General features: G+C 42.9%; 17 protein-coding genes and 1 pseudogene. 12 read left to right on the forward strand and 6 right to left on the reverse strand.

Translation table 11 applies throughout. The annotated features are described in order from the left end of the window. Positions 1-4: 4 nt before the first annotated feature. Complete coding sequence (gene csdE, locus BM135_RS03005) at positions 5-463, reverse strand: cysteine desulfurase sulfur acceptor subunit CsdE (RefSeq protein ID WP_092517676.1); 459 nt, start codon at positions 461-463, stop codon at positions 5-7. Between the two features lie 139 nt (positions 464-602). After that, the gene (gene csdA / locus BM135_RS03010; RefSeq protein ID WP_092517767.1) at positions 603-1,808 is read right to left on the reverse strand and encodes a cysteine desulfurase CsdA; all 1,206 of its coding nucleotides are present in this window, start codon (positions 1,806-1,808) and stop codon (positions 603-605) included. A 406-nt stretch (positions 1,809-2,214) separates the two neighbouring features. On the opposite strand from csdA, the gene BM135_RS03015 reads away from it, so the two are divergent. The 8 genes from BM135_RS03015 (at position 2,215) to BM135_RS03050 (ending at position 12,058) form a co-directional block, all read left to right on the forward strand. Further along, positions 2,215-3,138: a transcriptional regulator GcvA gene (locus BM135_RS03015; RefSeq protein WP_092517678.1), complete on the forward strand. Its 924-nt coding sequence runs from the start codon at positions 2,215-2,217 to the stop codon at positions 3,136-3,138. 56 nt (positions 3,139-3,194) lie between these two features. Beyond that, on the forward strand, positions 3,195-3,590 hold the full coding sequence (locus BM135_RS03020) for a DUF423 domain-containing protein (RefSeq protein WP_092517680.1): 396 nt from the start codon (positions 3,195-3,197) through the stop codon (positions 3,588-3,590). Then, positions 3,583-4,680 carry a 23S rRNA (cytidine(2498)-2'-O)-methyltransferase RlmM gene (rlmM, locus tag BM135_RS03025; RefSeq protein WP_092517682.1) on the forward strand — a complete coding sequence of 366 codons (1,098 nt, stop codon included), beginning with the start codon at positions 3,583-3,585 and terminating at the stop codon, positions 4,678-4,680. The genes BM135_RS03020 and rlmM overlap by 8 nt, the downstream gene beginning before the upstream one ends. Before the next feature lie 671 nt (positions 4,681-5,351). Continuing rightward, positions 5,352-6,782: a serralysin family metalloprotease gene (locus tag BM135_RS03030; protein WP_092517684.1), complete on the forward strand. Its 1,431-nt coding sequence runs from the start codon at positions 5,352-5,354 to the stop codon at positions 6,780-6,782. Between the two features lie 234 nt (positions 6,783-7,016). Continuing rightward, positions 7,017-7,349 (forward strand): AprI/Inh family metalloprotease inhibitor, encoded by a 333-nt coding sequence (locus BM135_RS03035; protein ID WP_092517686.1) that lies wholly within the window; start codon positions 7,017-7,019, stop codon positions 7,347-7,349. Between the two features lie 123 nt (positions 7,350-7,472). After that, on the forward strand, positions 7,473-9,245 hold the full coding sequence (locus BM135_RS03040; protein WP_092517688.1) for a type I secretion system permease/ATPase: 1,773 nt from the start codon (positions 7,473-7,475) through the stop codon (positions 9,243-9,245). Between the two features lie 51 nt (positions 9,246-9,296). Continuing rightward, positions 9,297-10,637, forward strand: a complete 1,341-nt coding sequence (locus BM135_RS03045; protein WP_092517690.1) for an HlyD family type I secretion periplasmic adaptor subunit — start codon at positions 9,297-9,299, stop codon at positions 10,635-10,637. 5 nt (positions 10,638-10,642) lie between these two features. Further along, a complete protein-coding gene (locus tag BM135_RS03050; RefSeq protein WP_092517692.1) occupies positions 10,643-12,058 on the forward strand; it encodes a TolC family outer membrane protein in 1,416 nt (471 codons plus the stop codon). Positions 12,059-12,192: 134 nt separating this feature from the next. Here BM135_RS03050 and xni read toward each other — a convergent pair whose 3' ends face one another. The 4 genes and pseudogenes from xni to BM135_RS03065 form a co-directional block, all read right to left on the reverse strand. Then, positions 12,193-12,948 (reverse strand): flap endonuclease Xni, encoded by a 756-nt coding sequence (gene xni, locus BM135_RS03055; protein WP_092517694.1) that lies wholly within the window; start codon positions 12,946-12,948, stop codon positions 12,193-12,195. 46 nt (positions 12,949-12,994) lie between these two features. Further along, a pseudogene (locus tag BM135_RS16525) lies at positions 12,995-13,102 on the reverse strand (pyrimidine/purine nucleotide monophosphate nucleosidase domain-containing protein); the annotation flags it as partial. A 116-nt stretch (positions 13,103-13,218) separates the two neighbouring features. Further along, a complete protein-coding gene (gene queF / locus BM135_RS03060) occupies positions 13,219-14,064 on the reverse strand; it encodes an NADPH-dependent 7-cyano-7-deazaguanine reductase QueF (protein WP_092517696.1) in 846 nt (281 codons plus the stop codon). Between the two features lie 386 nt (positions 14,065-14,450). Continuing rightward, entirely contained in the window at positions 14,451-16,142 is a 1,692-nt protein-coding gene (locus BM135_RS03065) for a cholesterol oxidase substrate-binding domain-containing protein (RefSeq protein WP_092517698.1), read from the reverse strand. A 233-nt stretch (positions 16,143-16,375) separates the two neighbouring features. Here BM135_RS03065 and syd point away from each other — a divergent pair, with 233 nt between their 5' ends. The 4 genes from syd (at position 16,376) to BM135_RS03085 (ending at position 19,097) form a co-directional block, all read left to right on the forward strand. Next, entirely contained in the window at positions 16,376-16,924 is a 549-nt protein-coding gene (syd, locus tag BM135_RS03070) for a SecY-interacting protein (protein ID WP_092517700.1), read from the forward strand. Between the two features lie 565 nt (positions 16,925-17,489). Continuing rightward, entirely contained in the window at positions 17,490-17,846 is a 357-nt protein-coding gene (locus tag BM135_RS03075; RefSeq protein ID WP_092517702.1) for a YqcC family protein, read from the forward strand. Position 17,847: 1 nt separating this feature from the next. Then, on the forward strand, positions 17,848-18,600 hold the full coding sequence (gene truC, locus BM135_RS03080) for a tRNA pseudouridine(65) synthase TruC (protein WP_092517704.1): 753 nt from the start codon (positions 17,848-17,850) through the stop codon (positions 18,598-18,600). A 50-nt stretch (positions 18,601-18,650) separates the two neighbouring features. Then, positions 18,651-19,097: a flavodoxin gene (locus BM135_RS03085; RefSeq protein ID WP_092517705.1), complete on the forward strand. Its 447-nt coding sequence runs from the start codon at positions 18,651-18,653 to the stop codon at positions 19,095-19,097. Positions 19,098-19,167: the final 70 nt, after the last annotated feature.

Genomic DNA, 19,167 nt, shown 5'->3' on the forward strand with positions numbered 1-19,167 from the left:
AAAGCTAATGAATATAGGTATTAGCTATTTCCTGAATCGTATTTATCAGGGATTTCACACCATTGAGCTTTGAACCACTTAATTGCTGTTCAAGGCCAATTTGTTGAAATAACTCAGTTAAAGGTGTTTGTAAAACCTGCTCTGGTGTTTTGCCTTCCACGGTAGTCAGTAGAATAGCCAATAACCCTTTGACAATACGGCCTTCACTATCGCCATAAAAATGCAGGCGGCCGTCTGAAAGTCGTTGATGCCCCAGCCAGACCCGATTTTCACAGCCGGATCTTTCGATATTCTGTTGTTTTAGCTTATCCGCCAAAGCTGGCAGCTTTCTGGCCAGACTGATTAGCTGTCGGTAACGATCTTCCCATAATGTGCATTGCTGAAAATTTTCAATAAGTTGTTGCTCTGTGATTTCCGTTCCGAAGGGATGTGGAGCAAGAATTCTGTCTGAGAATTGTGTCATTGGTTATTTATCTTGCAGTGGATTTGTCGTTGATTTGCTCTGAATGAGGTTTCAGGATTATTGAAGTTTCAGGATAATAGCAGTTATGCTTCTAAACTAAAGCTATTTGATGCGAAAATTGATGCGAAAAGTTGCAATCTCAATCATCCAGCATCGATACAGCAAACTTTACGGCGCTGATCAGCCTATCCGCATCTTGCTGGTTATTATAAGGCATAAATGAAGCGCGCAGGCAGCCGCTAATCCCAAGGGCATCCAGCAGTGGCTGGGCGCAATGTTGCCCTGAACGCAGGGAGATATTTTGTTCTGCAATCAGCGTTGCCAAGTCACTGTGGTGTATTCCGGCGATATTGAAAGTCAGCAAACTGGAGCCTGCTACACGGTAACTGATAAAACCCGCCAGCGTGCTGAGTTGCTGTTCAGCATAATCCGTCAGAGCAATTGCATAAGATTCGGCGAGCTGGATATCAATGGTTTTCAGCCATTCCAAGGTTGCGGCAAAGCCGATCACACCCGCAACATTGGGCGTTCCTGCTTCAAAGCGATAAGGTACTGCTTCCGGTGTAAAACCGTCAAATGAGACTTGAGTCAGCATCTTGCCGCCGCCATGCCACGGTGACATCGCATTCAGTAATTCAGTTTTGCCATACAGCACACCCAATCCATTTGGGCCATACAGTTTATGGGCCGAGAAGGCATAAAAATCGATATCCAGTTGATGAACATTGATAGGCGCGTGAACGATGCCCTGAGCACCATCTACCAGAACTCGGCAATCATATTGGTGGGCGAGTTTAGTGACTTGTGCCAAATCTACTGCTGCACCCGTAACGTTCGATATTTGGCTGATGGCAACCAAGCGGCTTTTTTCAGTCAATAGTTCTGCGAGGATGTCGATTTCTGGTTGGCGCTGATTACCAATCGGCCATTTGACGATTTTTGCGCCCGTCTGTTCTGCCAGAATCAGCCACGGCAGCAGGTTAGAGTGGTGTTCCTGTTCACTGACTATGATTTCATCACCTACGTTCAGACGGGAACGGAAGTAACTTTGTGCGGCTAGATTGATGGCCTCGGTTGTGCCTTTCGTCCAGATAATATCTTCAGGCAATGGCGCATTGATAAATCCCGCCACCATTGAACGGGCTTGCTCATAACGAGCGGTCATGGCCTGTGCAGTGGCATGTTGGCTGCGATGTACTGTTGCACTATGGTTTTGGTAATAGTGTTCAGTTGCTTCAATCATACAGGTCGGTTTTAATGCCGTGGCTGCACTGTCCAAAAATGTGGCTGATTGTTGCAGGGCAGGAAAGTACTGTCGGAATTTTTCGGAGTCAAAGGCTTTCATAAACGGTGCTAATTTAATCGTTGTGTGATAAATAATAAGTTTTTCTTTAGCCAAGAGAAGAGGAATTCTACAGGAGAACGTTGAGAAAAAAAGCACCGCCATTGCGGTGCATTAAAAAAAATCACTATGGACAGACAGGGTAAATGTACAGGAAGTGAAAAAACAGCAGCTTACGCTACAAAGTCTGGTTTCCCAGACAACTTGCAAACACAACATCACAACCACAAAGCCAAAAGCGTCAATGTATTGCTACAAAGAGACTTTTCGTTCCGGCTTAGGAAGTGCGCACACTATAGGGATTTGCTGGTATATCATCAATGGACAAATTATAATGATTCGGATTACAAAAACTAATACCTGAATGAAAAGAGTTATCGGTATCGTCACTATTATATAAGAAACGAACATGTCTAAACGTTTACCTCCACTCAATGCGTTACGCGTTTTTGATGCTGCGGCCCGTTATTTAAGTTTTACTAAAGCGGCAGAAGAATTATTTGTGACTCAGGCTGCTGTTAGTCATCAAATGAAAAGTCTGGAAGATTTTCTGGGATTAAAGCTTTTTCGTCGTCGTAATCGTTCACTATTATTGACAGAAGATGGACAAAGTTATTATCTCGATATCAAGGAAATTTTTACCGCTATCAATGATGCCACCCGCAAACTTCAGGCCCGTAGTGCTAAGGGGGCGTTAACGGTCAGTTTATCCCCCAGTTTTGCTATTCAGTGGTTAGTGCCTCGGCTTTCCGGTTTTAATCAGAGTTTTCCGGGGATCGATGTCCGTATTCAGGCGGTGGATCGGGAAGAAGATAAACTGGCTGATGATGTCGATGTCGCGATTTTTTATGGCAGGGGAAACTGGCCGGGAATGAGAACCGACCGCCTTTACCCGGAATATCTGTTACCCGTTTGTTCTCCTTCGTTGCTGACGGGAGATCGTCCATTGAAAACGCCTTCAGATCTCGCCAAACATACTTTGCTGCACGATTCATCCCGGCGGGATTGGCAAGCCTATATCCGCCAGCTTGATATGCAGCAGCAGATCAATGTTCAGCAGGGGCCAATATTCAGTCATAGTTCGATGGTGATTCAGGCGGCAGTGCATGGTCAAGGGGTTGCTCTGGCTAACAATGTCATGGCACAGAATGAAATTGATGCAGGGCGTCTTGTCTGCCCGTTCAATGATGTTTTGGTCAGTAAGAATGCATTTTATTTGGTTTGTCACGATAATCAGGCAGAATTGGGCAAGATCGCAGCTTTCCGGAAATGGATACTGACTCAAGCAGCGACTGAGCAAGAAAGGTTAGGATTTATCACCCAACACACTTAATCTGACACAATTAATAACCAGCTATATAGCTGCTAAACAGAAACAGGAGCTGTGTGATGAACAGTCGAATCATGCTTATTTTTGTTGGGATCAGTGGTTTTTTCTACGTGGCATTGGGAGCGATGGGGGCACATATGTTAGCACCTATCCTGACACCACGTCAGATGGAATGGATTCATACCGGCCTGCAATATCAAGGGCTGCATACACTCGCCATGATGGCTCTGGCAGCTTTATTGATGCGTCAGCCTGTAGCATCGTTTGGCTGGAGTGGTTTTTTTTTCGCTGCGGGAATTGTGCTGTTTAGTGGCAGTCTTTATTGTCTGGCCTTTTTACCGTTAAAATTTTTGGTCTATTTAACACCAATCGGTGGGTTCAGTTTTCTCATTGGTTGGTTATGTGTATTAATTGGCGCTCTGCGTCTAAGGAAATTGGCGCTTAGCCATGAATAAAGTTGCTTTATATTGCCGTCCGGGTTTTGAAAAAGAGTGTGCGGCAGAAATTACCGATAAAGCGGGTAAAAAAGAAATTTACGGTTTCGCCCGCGTGAAAGAGAACAGTGGCTATGTGCTGTTTGAATGTTATCAACCGGATGATGCGGATCGCCTGATCCGGGAAATTCCGTTCCGTGAGATGATTTTTGCTCGTCAAATGTTGGTTGTTGGTGAGCTATTGAAAGATTTACCGCAGGAAGATCGCATTACACCGATTATTGGCATGTTGTTTGGTGTCATTGAGAGGGCGGGTGAGCTGCGTGTAGAAGTGCCGGATACCAATGAAAGCAAAGAGTTGATAAAATTCTGCCGTAAGTTTACGGTTCCGCTGCGTAATGCGATGCGTCAGGAAAAACTTTTGCTGGCAAAGGAAAATTTCAGTCGCCCTGTGATTCATGTTTTTTTCATTGCTTCAGGTTGCTGTTATGTCGGGTATTCCTACAGCAACAATAATTCCCGTTTCTATATGGGTATCCCTCGCCTGAAATTCCCTTCAGATGCACCAAGCCGTTCAACACTGAAACTGGAAGAAGCCTTCCATGTATTTATTCCTTATGACGAATGGGAAGAGCGTTTGGATAGCGGCCTTCACGCAGTGGATCTCGGTGCTTGTCCGGGAGGATGGACTTACCAGTTTGTGAAACGCAGCATGATTGTTCATGCGGTAGATAATGGCTTAATGGCTGAAAGCCTGATGGATACGGGACAGGTGAAGCATTATCGTGTGGACGGTTTCAAATTTGAACCGTCAGTGAAAAATATTTACTGGCTGGTGTGTGACATGGTTGAGAAACCCGCTAAAGTTGCACAACTTATGACGGATTGGCTGGTAAAAAGCTGGTGTCGTGAGGCGATCTTCAATCTTAAATTGCCGATGAAAAAGCGCTATGAGGAAGTGGCTCATATTTTGCAGAAAATAGAGCTGCAATTGAAAGAGAACGGCGTGAATGCGCAGATCCAGGCGAAACACCTGTATCACGATCGTGAAGAGATCACTGTGCACATTCGTCGAATCTGGTCTGTGTATGCAGCCCAGCGGGATTTTTGATCGTCCCGTCATTTTTTAATGTGCTGCCCTTGTTGGCTGCTCTACAATTTGATTGGGTATATAACCTATCGCTAATGTGCTGTCTTATTGGCAGCACTTAATTATTTTCTGTTATTCCATTTAACTCAACAACTCCAGTTATCCCTATTCCTCTTATTCAGAACATAACTTAGTGTGAGTTAGTTTCTGGAGAGTTATTTCCTATCTGTACCATTATTTCATAATTATATGAAAATATAATTACGATTTTATGTTATAATTGCATTATATTATAATTTCATATAACTACGATTTGAATTATAAAGATATGGAATAAATTTCAAGTTGAATAAAAAACATCTATTTTTTAAAAAATCAGGTAGGAAGATAATTCTCTCTTAGGATCAATTTTCAGTAGATAAAAACAACATTATTTATTATTAAATAATGTTGTTTTTATATTATCAAAAAAATCACATTGAGAAATTAATAATTAATTGCATAAATTAAATTTGTTTAATATTTATTCTAAAAAGTTATAGGAATTATTTTTACATAGACCATAACTAACGCTATTTTATTCCGGAGTTTTCTTTCCAAGAAGGTCTTAGGAAGAATTTAGAACTCTTACTTCCGTTATTATTAAAATTTCGGGTTTTAGAATACTTATCTTGTTATTACAGGAGATTTATATGACCTCAAAGAAAAAATATACCTATGTGGGGTTATCTGATTCCAATTCCGTGCAGGATGTTCATTCACTTCTCACAGCCTACGTCCCAAACTCTGATCCTAGTGTTTATGTTGCGCATGAAGCATTAGCGGATGAAGCGCCTGATAGGCTTACACGTGGTGATTATCAATGGTCCAAGAAATACATTAATTCTGGCACATTGGAACTATCGTATCATTTTCTGGAATCGGCACCTTCTATAATGCCGTGGTTTAAGATTTCTGACTTCAGTACTTTTAATGAAGAACAACAAGAAGCCGCGAAACTTTCTTTACAATCCTGGTCTGATGTTGCCAATATTAAATTTACCGAGGTGAGTGACGTTAATAAAGCGAATATAACTTTTGGTTTCTTTGATCATAGTGAGAGAGGAGATTATGCATTTGCTACCTTTCCACAGGGACAGAGAACTTCTTATACTTGGTATAATGCGAAAAGCTATACTTTTGTAGACAATGACATCGGTGTGAATGGTTATGCCCGTCAGACTTTCACTCATGAAATTGGACATACATTAGGGCTGGAACATCCTGCCGATTATGATGCTTCTGATAAAATACGTCCAAGTTATATCAGATCAGCGGAATATTTCGAAGATTCTCGTGCTTATACCGTCATGAGTTACTTTGGTGAAAAATTCACGGGTCAAGATTTCAAATATCATTTTTCATCAGCACCTCTACTGAATGATATTTCTGCCATTCAGGAGCTGTATGGAGCGAATATGGAAACCCGTAGTGGGGATACCATATACGGTTTCAATTCCAATACTGACCGCGACTTCATGACAGCAACCGATGCGAACAGCAAACTGGTATTTAGTGTCTGGGATGCGGGTGGTGAAGATACCTTTGATTTCTCCGGCTTTACTCAAAATCAGCGTATCAATCTCAATGAAGGCGCTTTTTCAGATGTGGGTGGTTTGAAAGGCAACGTTTCTATTGCCCGTGGTGTTGTTATTGAGAACGCGATTGGCGGTAGCGGCGATGATATTCTGGTGGGTAACAGCGCAGATAACATCCTGAAAGGCGGCGCAGGCAATGACATTATTTATGGCGGTCTGGGCGGTGATCATCTGTGGGGTGGTGAAGGTAACGATACCTTTGTTTACCTGGATGGCAAAGAATCGCTGCAAGACAATCCAGACTGGATCCACGATTTCGTCTCTGGTGAAGACAAAATCGATCTGTCTGAATTCAATTTCGGTGGTACTGGCGATATCAAATTTGTGGATTCGTTCTCAGGTAAGGCGGGCGAAGTGCTGTTCACTTATGATGAAGTGACCGAGGTAACTGATTTGGAAATCAGCCTTGGTGGTGATTTGGCGGGCAACGATTTTCTGGTGAAAGTGGTCGGTCAACCGTTAACTGAAGCAGATTTCATCGTCTAATTGATGTCATTGAGTTAATGGAATACTGCCGTATGCGCCTCAGGATACGGCAGTATTATGAAGAGATGGAAGGAGATAGCCGTGTCATATCGATATCGCAGTTTATTGCCTGTTTTCTCTGGCTCTTTTCTTTGTAGTTGTCAGTTTTATATATCGAAATTGTTTTTATTGAAACCGATTTTATCAAAATCAATCTTATCGATAATTTTTTCTCTCTTTTTTGTAGGAGGATGTATGGCGAGTAGTTTGAGGCTTCCATCTGCTGGTGAATTGAAAGGATTATGGCAACTCTCCGGTGGGAATAAGTTGTGCAGTATTGAATTGACTGATACCCATTTACCCGAAGGTTCAATTTGGGCTTTGAAAGGTGATGCTTGTGTGGCTGAGTTGATTGGGCCATCTGTTGAAGGGTGGTATCCGGCTCCTGATGGCATCACATTGACCGATGGTGATGGCAATAGTTTGGCGTTTTTTAGTCATGAATCGGAACAATGGATTGCCTATTTTGTTGATGGACGGAAACTGGTCATGACATTTAGTGGCACAGCGAATGCGGTAACAAAATAAAAATCATGCATGGTTATATACCCGATAGATTTCAGCAAAGCTGTGAATCAAAAGCTGTGGGTTGGAAAATAAGGGTATAAATAACTAATTCGTTTTGCTTCAGTTAATGATAAAGGGATTGCAGTGAAATTACGCTTTCCAAAGGATGAAATCACGGATGTTATCCGTGCACGCAGCAAGGTCTTCTGGACTATTGGCTTATTTACGGCATTCATCAATTTGCTGATGCTGGTTCCCACTATTTATATGCTTCAAGTGTATGATCGAGTACTGCCATCCAGTAATGAAATGACTTTGCTGATGCTGACGTTAATCACACTGGGTATGTTCGCCATTATGGGTGGGCTGGAATATATCCGGAGTATGGTGGTGATCCGCATTGGCAGCCAGTTTGATATGCATCTGAACCAGCGGGTTTATACCGCCTCATATGAATCCAACCTGAGAAATGGTTCCACTGATGCAGGACAGATGCTCAATGATTTGGCGACTATCCGCCAGTTCCTGACGGGTAATGCACTGTTTGCTTTTTTTGATGCGCCTTGGTTTCCTGTCTATCTTTGCGTCATTTTTCTGTTCAGCCCATATTTGGGATTGTTGGCGCTGGTTGGGGCGATCATTTTGATCGCGCTGGCGGTGCTGAATCAGTGGTTATCTCAAGTGCCTCTAGCGGAAGCAAGCAATCTTTCTTTACGATCAGCTAATTTAGCCAGTACTAACTTGCGTAATGCCGAAGTAATTGAAGCGCTCGGAATGTTGCCGACATTGCGCCATCGTTGGTTTGGCCTGCATAAGCGTTTTCTCAATTTTCAGCGCATTGCCAGTAAACGCTCCGCATCTATCACAGCGTTGACCAAAACGGTGCGTCTGGCTTTGCAATCGTTGATTCTTGGCTTGGGCGGTTGGTTGGCGATTGAAGGAAATATCACTCCCGGGATGATGATTGCGGGTTCTATTTTGATGGGAAGGGCGTTGTCGCCGATTGAGCAATTGATACAGGCATGGAAGAGTTTGAGTACTGCCCGCCTGTCATGGCAACGATTGGACAAGCTGTTGAAAGCTCAACCAGAACGTAAGAGTGGCATGTCATTACCATCTCCTGAGGGGATGCTACGACTGGAAAAAGTATCAGCAATGCCACCGAGTAAAATGCGGACAGTTGAGATCTCACAAAACGGATCATCGCCAAATAACCAATATGTCTTGCAGGATATCAACTTTGCCCTGAGTCCTGGTGATGTACTGGGAGTGATTGGCCCCAGTGCGTCGGGGAAATCTACACTGGCTCGTTTGCTGGTAGGGATATGGCCAGCGCAAGAGGGCGTTGTACGGCTTGATGATGCTGATATCTACCAGTGGAATAAAGATGAATTAGGGGCATCCATAGGTTATCTGCCACAGGATATTGAGCTGTTTGGTGGCACAATCGCGGAAAATATCGCCCGTTTTAATGATGTTGAACCTGAAAAAGTCATTGAGGCGGCGAAGAAAGCCGGTGTTCATGAATTAATACTCAATCTTGAGCAGGGTTATGACACTGTGATTGGCGCTGGTGGCATGGGGCTGTCTGGCGGACAAAAACAGCGAATTGGTTTGGCTCGTGCTCTATATGGCAATCCATCGCTCTTGGTGTTGGATGAACCTAACTCGAATCTGGATGATATTGGTGAAAAAGCTCTAAGCCATGCGATCGCTCAATTACGGGAACAAGGTAAAACGGTGGTCGTTATCACTCACAGGCCTTCATTGCTCTCGCAAACAACTAAAATTTTGCTGTTAGTGCAGGGAAAACTGAAAATGTTTGGCCCTTCCCAGCAAGTTATGGAGGCGCTATCTCAATCTTCATCTCCGTCGCAACCACAGTCACAGTTAAAAGCGGTCGAACGTGCCTCGTAACATGATTCAGCCATATTTCAATTCTTGGGATATTTCTATTTGGGAGTAAAGATGTCCTATCAGACTAACGCAAAGGATGCCAAAAACAACGAGGTGTCAGAATCATTGCCGCTGGATGCAAATCGTTACCTGCGAATAGGCTGGTTGGTGATTGGGATTGGCATTCTGGGGTTTCTCATCTGGGCAGCATTCGCCCCACTCGATAAAGGGGTTGCTTCTTCTGGTACTGTCGTGGTTGATGGGAACCGTAAAACGGTACAGTCCCCTGTTAATGGCATTATCAAGCAAATTCAGGTGAAAGAGGGCGAGCAAGTGAAGGCCGGGCAGGTTTTGGTTCAGCTCAGTCAGGTACAGGTTAATGCTCAAATTGATTCTCTGAAACAGCAGTTTTATACCACATTGGCAACGGAAGCCCGGCTTCTGGCCGAGCAGCAAGGGCGGGATGCTGTTGTTTTTCCTCCCACGCTTCTGAATCAGCAATCGGAACCCCGCATTGATGAGATTCTTGCCTTGCAGAAACAGCTCTTTTTATCACGTCGTGAAATGCTGCGCAGTGATTTGGCGGGAATGCAACAGACTGAAGAGGGACTGAATTTTCAAATCAAGGGACTGCGGGAAGCGCTGATGAACAAACAGCAACAGCAAGTCTCACTTAAGGAGCAGGTTACGAATCTGCAAGCTCTGACTGAAGAGGGTTATTTTCCTCGTAATCGCTATCTGGAATTACTGCGTAGTCAAAGTGAATTGAGTGGCAGCATGGCTGAGATGACTGGGCGTATCGGCCAGCTTGAAAAACAGCAACAGGAAACGCAGCAGCGAGTTATCCAGCGTCAGGCGGATTACCAACGTGAAGTACGCAGCCAACTGGCAGATATACAAGTATTGGCCAATGAGCTGGGAAATAAGCTGGAAACGGCGCAATTTGATCTGTCACATACTTCCATCATTGCTCCGGTAGATGGCTCAGTGGTTGGATTAACCGTGTTTACTCAGGGTGGTGTGGTGGCTTCCGGTGAGAAATTAATGGAAATTCTGCCAACCCAGAGTGCGCTGGAGGTGGAGGCGCGTTTGATGGTGAACCTGATTGATAAAGTGGCTGTAGGGCAGGATGTTGATTTGATGTTTACAGCATTCAATCAGAACCGGACGCCGAAAGTCGCGGGCAAGGTGATGGTAGTTTCTGCCGACCGTTTTGTAGATGGGGTGACAAGAGAACCTTATTACCAAATGCGGTTGAGAGTAAGCCCTGAAGGCATGGAAAAACTGGCAGGGTTGAATATCAAACCGGGGATGCCCGTTGAGGTATTCGTCAAAACAGGTTCGCGTTCACTGTTGAGCTATCTGTTTAAGCCGCTAATGGATAGAACATCTACATCACTGATCGAGGAATAATGAAGATGTTGAGGTATTGCCATATTGCCAATAAACGTACTTTACTATTACCTCTGTTGTTAACTGTATTGTTGGCGATGTCAATTTCAGGCTCTGCACACACGCTTTCTTTGACGGAGGCTTATGCGTTGGCATTGCAGCACGATCCGACGTTTCAGGCTGCTATCAAAGAGAAGGAAGCCGGGCAGGAAGAAAAAAATATCGGGATGGCGGAGTTGCTGCCCAAGATATTAATCAGTTACCAGAATTCGCCGCAAAACTGGCAGAAGATGGAATCGCAATCTTTAAACAATCGGGGAAGGGCCATCAGGGAGAGCCGTGATCGGCAGTATAACAGCTATAACGGTGCGATTGTTTTGACCCAGCCATTGATCGATTTCGAAGCGTGGGCACGTTATCGAACCCGTCAGGCTTATACCTTGATGAGTGATAGCCGCTTTCGGGCGGATAGCCAGCAATTGGCGGTCAGAGTAGTGAACAATTATGTGGCAGTGGCTTATGCGCAGGATCGTTTGGCACAAGTAGCCCAGCAGCGGGCAGCCTATGAGGAACAACTCGAACACAACCAGAAATTGTTTTCTTCCGGTGAAGGCACTCGTACTGATGTAGCAGAAACTCAGACGCGTTACAGTCAGGTACTGGCTGATGAGTTAGTGGTACAAGATGAGTTGGATGCAGCCATTCGTGACTTGCAATTATTAGTTGGCATACCGTTGCCGGCAGATTTGCCTGTCAATCGTTTATCTGACTCTTTATTTAACTCTTTATCCAATTCTCCGCGGTTCAAAATAATCAAACTAGACTTAGAACACTACGCTGATTGGGAACAGCTGGCATTACGTCAGAATCCACAACTGGCTACGACCCGACAAAAAGTTGAGGTGGCGTATCAAGATATTGCGCGCAATCGCGCGGGATATCTGCCGAAACTGGAGTTGTATGCTTCCCATAGCGAAAATAAATCCAGCAGCGATAACAGTATCGACCAAAAATACCGGACTGATTCTATTGGATTGCGGGTATCCATGAACCTCTATAATGGCGGAGGTACTTCGGCGGCGGTGCGTCAATCAGCAGCAAACTATGGCAAGACGAAATATGAGATGGATGCTCAGACAGGAGAAATCCTGAATGCGCTGCGGCGCAATTATAACGCCTGCGTGAATGGTGAAAAGCGGATACGAGCTTATGAAATGGCGGTAGAAGCGGCGGCATTACAAGTGAAGGCGACCCAGAAAAGTGTGTCGTTGGGGCAGAGAGTGAATATCGATATATTGAATGCCGAACAACAGCTTTATACCGCTCGCCGTGAATTATCTCAGGCAAAATATGACTATATGAAAGCGTGGATTGGGTTATTGAATGAATCCGGTCAATTAAAGGGTGAACATATTAAGTTAATTTCTGATTATTTTGGTTAGGATTATTGGTTAAGGTGATTAGTTAAGATGACTGAAATGTGATACCTCGTTTTGCTGGCTTGTAAAATTTGCATAGCAACGGGTATCACACATCATATTCCTATAACAATATATTTCTATAGCAATATTAATTTTTATCTATTGATGAGTCTCAATTGCTGCAAATTTCCCTGTAATGATAAGTCGGTTTTTAGCGATGCAATTTCGCGGCTGATATAAGCCATTTCTTTATGAGATTCCAATTTCTTTCGCCATTTATCCGGCAGGGTTTCCAGATTCTGGAATAAATTATCCAGTGTACCCGCTTGTTGTAACAGAATGGCCGCAGTTTTGGAGCCAATACCCTGAACACCGGGGATTTTACTGCTACTGATGCCTGCAAGTCCCCAATAATCGGGAAGTTGGTTAGGGGCAACGCCAAACTCTTGCTGGATAAAAGGTAAATCCAGCCAGCGTTTTTGGAAGTAATCACGAATTTGGATATTGGGAGAAATAAGCTGGCAATAGCCTTTATCGGTTGAAACAATCGTGACACTATGCCCGCTATCAGCGACTTTTGTTGCCAGTGTTGCGGCTAAATCATCTGCTTCATGCTCTTCCACATGCCAGCTGGCGACTCCCAGTGCATTGAATGCCTGCTTAATGAATGGCATTTCTTGCTGCAAACTGTCCGGCATGGCAGAGCGTCCCGCTTTGTAATCGGGGAGAAGATGATGGCGCCAGCTATGGCTGCGATCCTCTTCATCAAATACTGCCACGGCATGGGTTGGGGATGCGTGGGTGATTAACTGCTTTAACGCATGCTCACAGGCGGGAATACAAGGGCTTCCTTGTACCGCATGGATGCGTCGAATCAGATTTAAGGCGTCTACAATCAAAAGGTGTATCATGGTCGTTATCTTCCATCCGTGGATCTATTCCTTGGCTCCAGCCTCATTATTGAATTGATGAGAAAAGGTATCTGCGATTTATCTCATAACATAGTTCATAAGCAGTGCCTCCGGGAAGTTTCATGCGATCCTGCTCCACAAAATCTTTCAGAAGGTGCTTTTAATGAATTGCCATCATAACAATCTGCCATCACAGCAATTTGAAATCTATTGGGTATAACTGATTTCATCCAGCAGTTTGGCTGGCTGTCACTAATCCGGTCACTTCAATTATTGGCGGGACAATCTTCCTGTTGTCGGAACAAATGCTTCATTACTGCGCCACGGGTTGATATCCAATCCTCCCCGACGGGTATAACGTGCATAAACAGTGAGTTTTTCAGGAGCGCATAATGTCATTAAGTCATTGAAAATGCGCTCGACACATTGTTCATGAAATTCATTGTGATGCCGGAAGGAAACTAAGTAGCGCAATAGCTTTTCCTGATCAATTTTGGCACCTTTATAGCGGATCATGACAGATCCCCAATCGGGCTGATGAGTGATCAGGCAATTCGATTTTAGTAAATGGCTAATTAAAGTTTCTTCAACAACAGGGCCAATTGCTGCATTGTTAAGATAATCACGACTGAACTGATAATCATCAATTTCAATATCCTGATTATCGATACATTTTCCTTCAAATTCAGCAATTGGCTGCTGATTGAAATCGTGGAGAGGATGTAACACAACTTCAATATTGCCGTTGGCACAAGCAGATAAATCTTGTTGCAGGTTTTTTTGTACCGTTTCCCAATCAGCAAAGCGGGTCTGGTTAAAACTGTTCAGATAAAGCTTAAAACTTTTTGATTCGATAAGGTTTTCGCTGGCTGCGTCTAAGCTGACATGACCAATGGCAACTTGAGGGACTCCGCGTGCGTTGAGCCAGGAGAGTTCGTACATTGTCCAGATATCAGCGCCATGAAAAGGAAGATTGTCAGGAAATAGTTCTAGCGGTTCACGATTCATATTGCGGGGAACAGCTTGCAATAGAGTAGGATCGTAGTTATCGCGGTAAGGAGTTGGTTTACCTAGCGTGAGTTGGGAGAGAGCCTGATTATCCTGATACAAAGACATTAGGATTCCTTAAAAGCTGAAAAATCTTACGATTGAGATAGTTTTTGCGACTGTGGTAGCCTTTAGTGTATCAAGGAATCTTAACGGTTCGTATTTTTATTGTTCATTATTCTTCATATTCATCAAACCATTTTAGCGCTGCTTCCACAAAGCTAAGTCTTTTTGCTTCAATGGATGAGCTATAACCCAGAGATCGGCCATTAATGTTGCGGGTAACAAAATGCCGAATGAGTTATTTAAAGGAATACCAACTCATTTACTTCGTTCGTTACGATGTTGCACTTAATATGTGAATCCAAGAATCAAGTTTTCTCTATTCATTTTATTTATCTATGTTTTGATGAATAGCAGATATATTTATATATCTGCTATTTATTAGAGATTTATTAATCAGAAAGTAATTTATTCAATAATGGAGATCTAAATATATTATGTGGATCATACTTCTGTAATGCAGAAATTGTCAAAGCCCAATTGTTATCAGCAAATAAACCATCAGTAAATGAAGCCGGGATTATTTTTGTTAACACATCCGTATCCTCCCATGCGGCAGTTTTTCCATATGCCCAACCTTTACTCCATTCGACACGGGCTGATGCGTAAGTCCCATTAAATTCTTGGAATAACCATTGCTCGAATTTACGCAGAAATTCAATGGAATATGGTGTGTTCGGAAAGGTCAATATATCTAGCCAAACTGCGACATCCCATTCAGGGTGATCCAAACGGGGACGAATGGCTGATAAGCCAGGAACAACCGCTTTTTCATACATGACTTCGGCAGGATTATCTAATCCAGTAACTCTAACTTCAAGGGGGCCGTTGATAGGGTATTTTCCTTCAATTTCAAATTGTTCGATTAAATTTTTCCATTGGCTATAAAATACGCTTAGTACACGTTGAATATCAGCACGGCGTGTTAATACGGCATAACCATTTGCCGTAACGCGTAATGTTGTCGGTTTCACATATAACAGCAGGTTTTTACTCCAGCCCCAGATATCTTTTTCACGGCCTTGTAAGGCGATGTTTGTGAGTAGATATTGCATTTCACCTATAAATGGGGTTACTGAAGGGGTAGTGCTAAGCGCTTCCTTCACAAGATCAGATATGATAAGTGGAATATTATCGGAAAATGGGTAGTTATAGGGAGCGTTAACTTCAACGCTGGAAAGGGGCTGAGTTGGTGAGATACTCCAGACTTTTAGCCATGGATTATTTGTAAAGGGAAATAAAATTATCTCAGCCCGACCACTTTTATTTAAGAATTGGCTAAGAGTTCGATTTCCTTTTGCATTTTCTGAGGAGGCAAACAATTCCGCCGCAGGAATATCGGTAAAACTTTGACACCGTAAGCGTTGATTTTTACCAGCCTGAAATTGGACTTCTAAAATGAGGGCACCGCCTATATGGGTTAATAAAGGAGCACAATCTGGATCACTGCGTTCAAACTGTTTAATGGCATATTGCTGATTTTCTTCATCCCACACGATAGCAGACAGGGATAATATCGTATTACTGAGAGAACCAAATGTGTGTCCCGGAAGTAGCGTTTCGTCAAGTGCTTTAATGGCAGTTCCGTGCCCTCCTATCGCGAGAACAGCGCCGAGTGTTAAATCTCCGGGGGCAGGTGTTGCAGAGAAGCCCAAGCCTTGATCTTCCATTTGGGTCATTAATTTTTCCATCAATATGCCAGTTTGTGCTGTCACTATGGAAAATTGAGAGCGATGTTTGATACTGACCTGACTGAAGTGAGGGGAAAGATCCATCAGCATAATTCGATTTGTGAAACTTTGTCCAGATTCCAATATCAATGGTGACCAATTATGTGATTGTCCGATAGGTCTTAATTTATAATTATTTTTCCATGCCCAATTGACGACGGTAATAACTTCCTCGATAGATTTAGGTATACAGCACGGTATAGTATCAGCTTGAATTTCTCCTGACCAATTTTTAAAATTTATTATTTTCCATATTATTTTTCTAGGGAAATTAGATAAGTGATATTCTATTTCCGTAATTGTCTCTTTTTGTAATTGATTGTTTTCTTGTTCAATTGATTCTGATGAAGACATTTTTTATTTCCTTATTTGTTAATTGGTAGGCTTTTGTTTTTGAATGTAAAATCATTATAGATTTTATAATTTATTGAAATAGAGCTAGATATTTAGAAAAGGATAGACTATATAAACATTTTTTCATTAAGATGGTAATATTACTCTTTGATTATTATTTTGCTAAAAAGCGTATAGTAATGAGCGGGATAGCATTATAAGCCTGAGCCTGAAAATGTGGATGATATAATCGTATGACCTTTAATGTGACAGAAGTACTTTCTGATTTTACCCGACGTTATGTTGAATTATGGCAAGAGAAAACAGGCTTTCCTCCAGCTAGCAGAGAGTTGTATGGTATACCTTCACCATGTATTGAGCGTACGGGAGATGGTGTGGTGCATTGGCTTCCCCGGACGTTTTCTGTTCAAGAAAAACTCAGTAAAGTAGAAGCTGCATTGGAGATCCGTTTGCAGGACTCTATCCATGATTATTACGTGATGCAGTTTGCAGGTGATATGACTGCCAGCTTTGAGGGGCAAAGTTTCAGTCTGATTCAGGTATGGAGTGAAGATGATTTTATTCGGTTGCAGGAAAACCTGATTGGGCACCTTATCACACAGAAGCGCTTAAAACTCTCACCTACTGTATTTATTGGAACCACTGATTCCGATATGGGACTGATTTCCGTGTGCAATTTGACAGGACAAGTGATTTTCGAACAATTTGGCAGCGATAACCGGGAAACTTTATCCCCAGATTTGGCAAGTTTCCTTTCGGCTATCCATCCTGTTATGAGTTAATTGCAGATATTAATTTAATTTCTTGTAAGAAATATCTCACATAACGCGTAAGATATTTCTTTGAATCATGATGTGAATATTATTCAGATGTATTATTTTTATTTTGTATCAATGATATGCGTGATTTTATCTTGGTGTTAATTTTGTCCTATCTCCTGTGATACTGATTCAGTTGCTTGTTTCAACAGGCTAAATCGTGGATCCTTTCACTGTTCCGCAAGGAGCCACAGCAAAATAATTGCCAGGGAATAAATCCATCAGGAAGATGGTTCAAGGATGACTAGGTACAGGCAGGAATGCCGAAAACTATCAGTATAATGATTAAGTAAAGGATGACTAATAGGGATATTTTTGTCAGGGAAAAAAAGCAGGGAGTGCCCCATTATAGCAGGATTGCTATGACAGCCACTCTAAGGGAGGAGATTTTATCTCCTCCCTTATTTATAGCCGTAATTTTCCTACCGCAACTTTTCCGCTGAAATCGTATCAATGATACTCTTACGTCCCAATGACGTGGTGGCAGTTTCTGTCATCTGAGCAACAGACAAGTATCAGACGAAACATCATGAGTATCGACAAACAAATTCTACATAAATTACAGTTAATTGAAGCTGCCATGAAAACAGCGGGTTTATGGCAAAATTATCCACCTAAACCAGAATCCTTTGAAAGTACTGAGCCTTTTTCTATTGATACAATGTCAGCAGAAGAGTGGCTCCAGTGGGTATTAATCCCAAGAATGCGCGCTTTGATAGATCAAAAAGCCAGTTTGCCGACAGCATTCGCCATCGCCCCATATTTTGAAGAAGTTTATAAAGAAGAAGTAGAACGTTATTTACCTTTGCTTGAACACTTATGTGCATTGGATAATTTATTTACGGGCAATTTATTTACGGGCAATGCGTTTACGCAGGATATTTGAGATGTTGGATATTATTTATCAGGATGAACATATTGTTGCAGTCAATAAGCCAGCCGGATGGTTAGTTCACCGTAGTTGGCTGGCTTGCCATGAAACTGTTTTTGTGATGCAAACTCTGCGTGATCAAATTGGGCAGCATGTTTTCCCTGTTCATCGTCTGGACAGGCCAACATCCGGTGTCTTATTGATGGCGCTTTCAAGTGAAGTTGCCAGAACACTTTCACAACAATTTGAATTCCACGATATACAAAAAACATATCATGCAGTTGTAAGGGGCTATATTGAAGGTGATGATATTATCGACTACGCCCTAATGGAGCAGCTGGATAAGATTGCGGATAAATTTGCTGATACAGACAGAGAAGCGCAACCAGCCGTTACTTATTACCGTTCACTGGCACAAGTAGAGTGTCCGATTGAAATAGGGCGTTATCCAACATCACGTTTCAGTCTTTTGGAGTTGACGCCAAAAACTGGTCGTAAGCATCAATTGCGGCGGCATATGGCGCATATTCGACACCCGATTATTGGGGATACCACGCACGGCGATTTGCGACAAAATCGCGGTGTTGCTAAATATTATCAGACTAGCAGGTTAATGCTGCATGCCAGCCATCTTCAACTCAAGCATCCCGTGACGGGAGAGAACCTTATTCTGACTGCGCGATGGGAGTCATCATGGCAGCATTTACTTGAACAATTTGGCTGGCAGGGTATTGTGCCTGAGCTGGAATGTCTGACTATTCATGAATGAATGTAGTATCAATCAACGTAGTATCAAACCAGTTAAAGAGATCAATATTTATGGCAAAGATTGGTGTTTTCGTTGGTACAGTTTATGGCAATGCGTTGGCGGTTGCGGAAGAAGCGCAGCAGATCCTTGAACAGCAGGGGCATGAGATCGAGATTTTTGAAGATGCAACCTTGGCGCAATGGCAAGAGTATTTACAGCAAGTTGTTTTAGTGGTCACTTCAACAACGGGGCAAGGCGATCTGCCTGACAATATCCAGCCGCTCTATACAGAGCTGAATGATAAGCTGGGCTATCAGCCCGATTTGAGCTATGGCGTGATTGCGCTGGGTGACAGTAGTTATGACACTTTCTGTGGTGGTGGTCACACTTTTGATGAGTTGTTACAGGAACAGGGAGCCAAACGAATCGGTGAGATACTGCTGATTGATGCTATTGAAGTGGTTGAGCCTGAAGTTTTTGCCCAAGACTGGATTGAGAAGTGGGGAACTCTATTGTAGAGCATGTTTTAGTAAATGTAGTACAGGGAGTTATTACACCGCTTATTCCTTTAGTTGACTCGAGACCTCG

It is taken from the genome of Xenorhabdus japonica (genome assembly GCF_900115195.1).
Classification (GTDB): domain Bacteria; phylum Pseudomonadota; class Gammaproteobacteria; order Enterobacterales; family Enterobacteriaceae; genus Xenorhabdus; species Xenorhabdus japonica.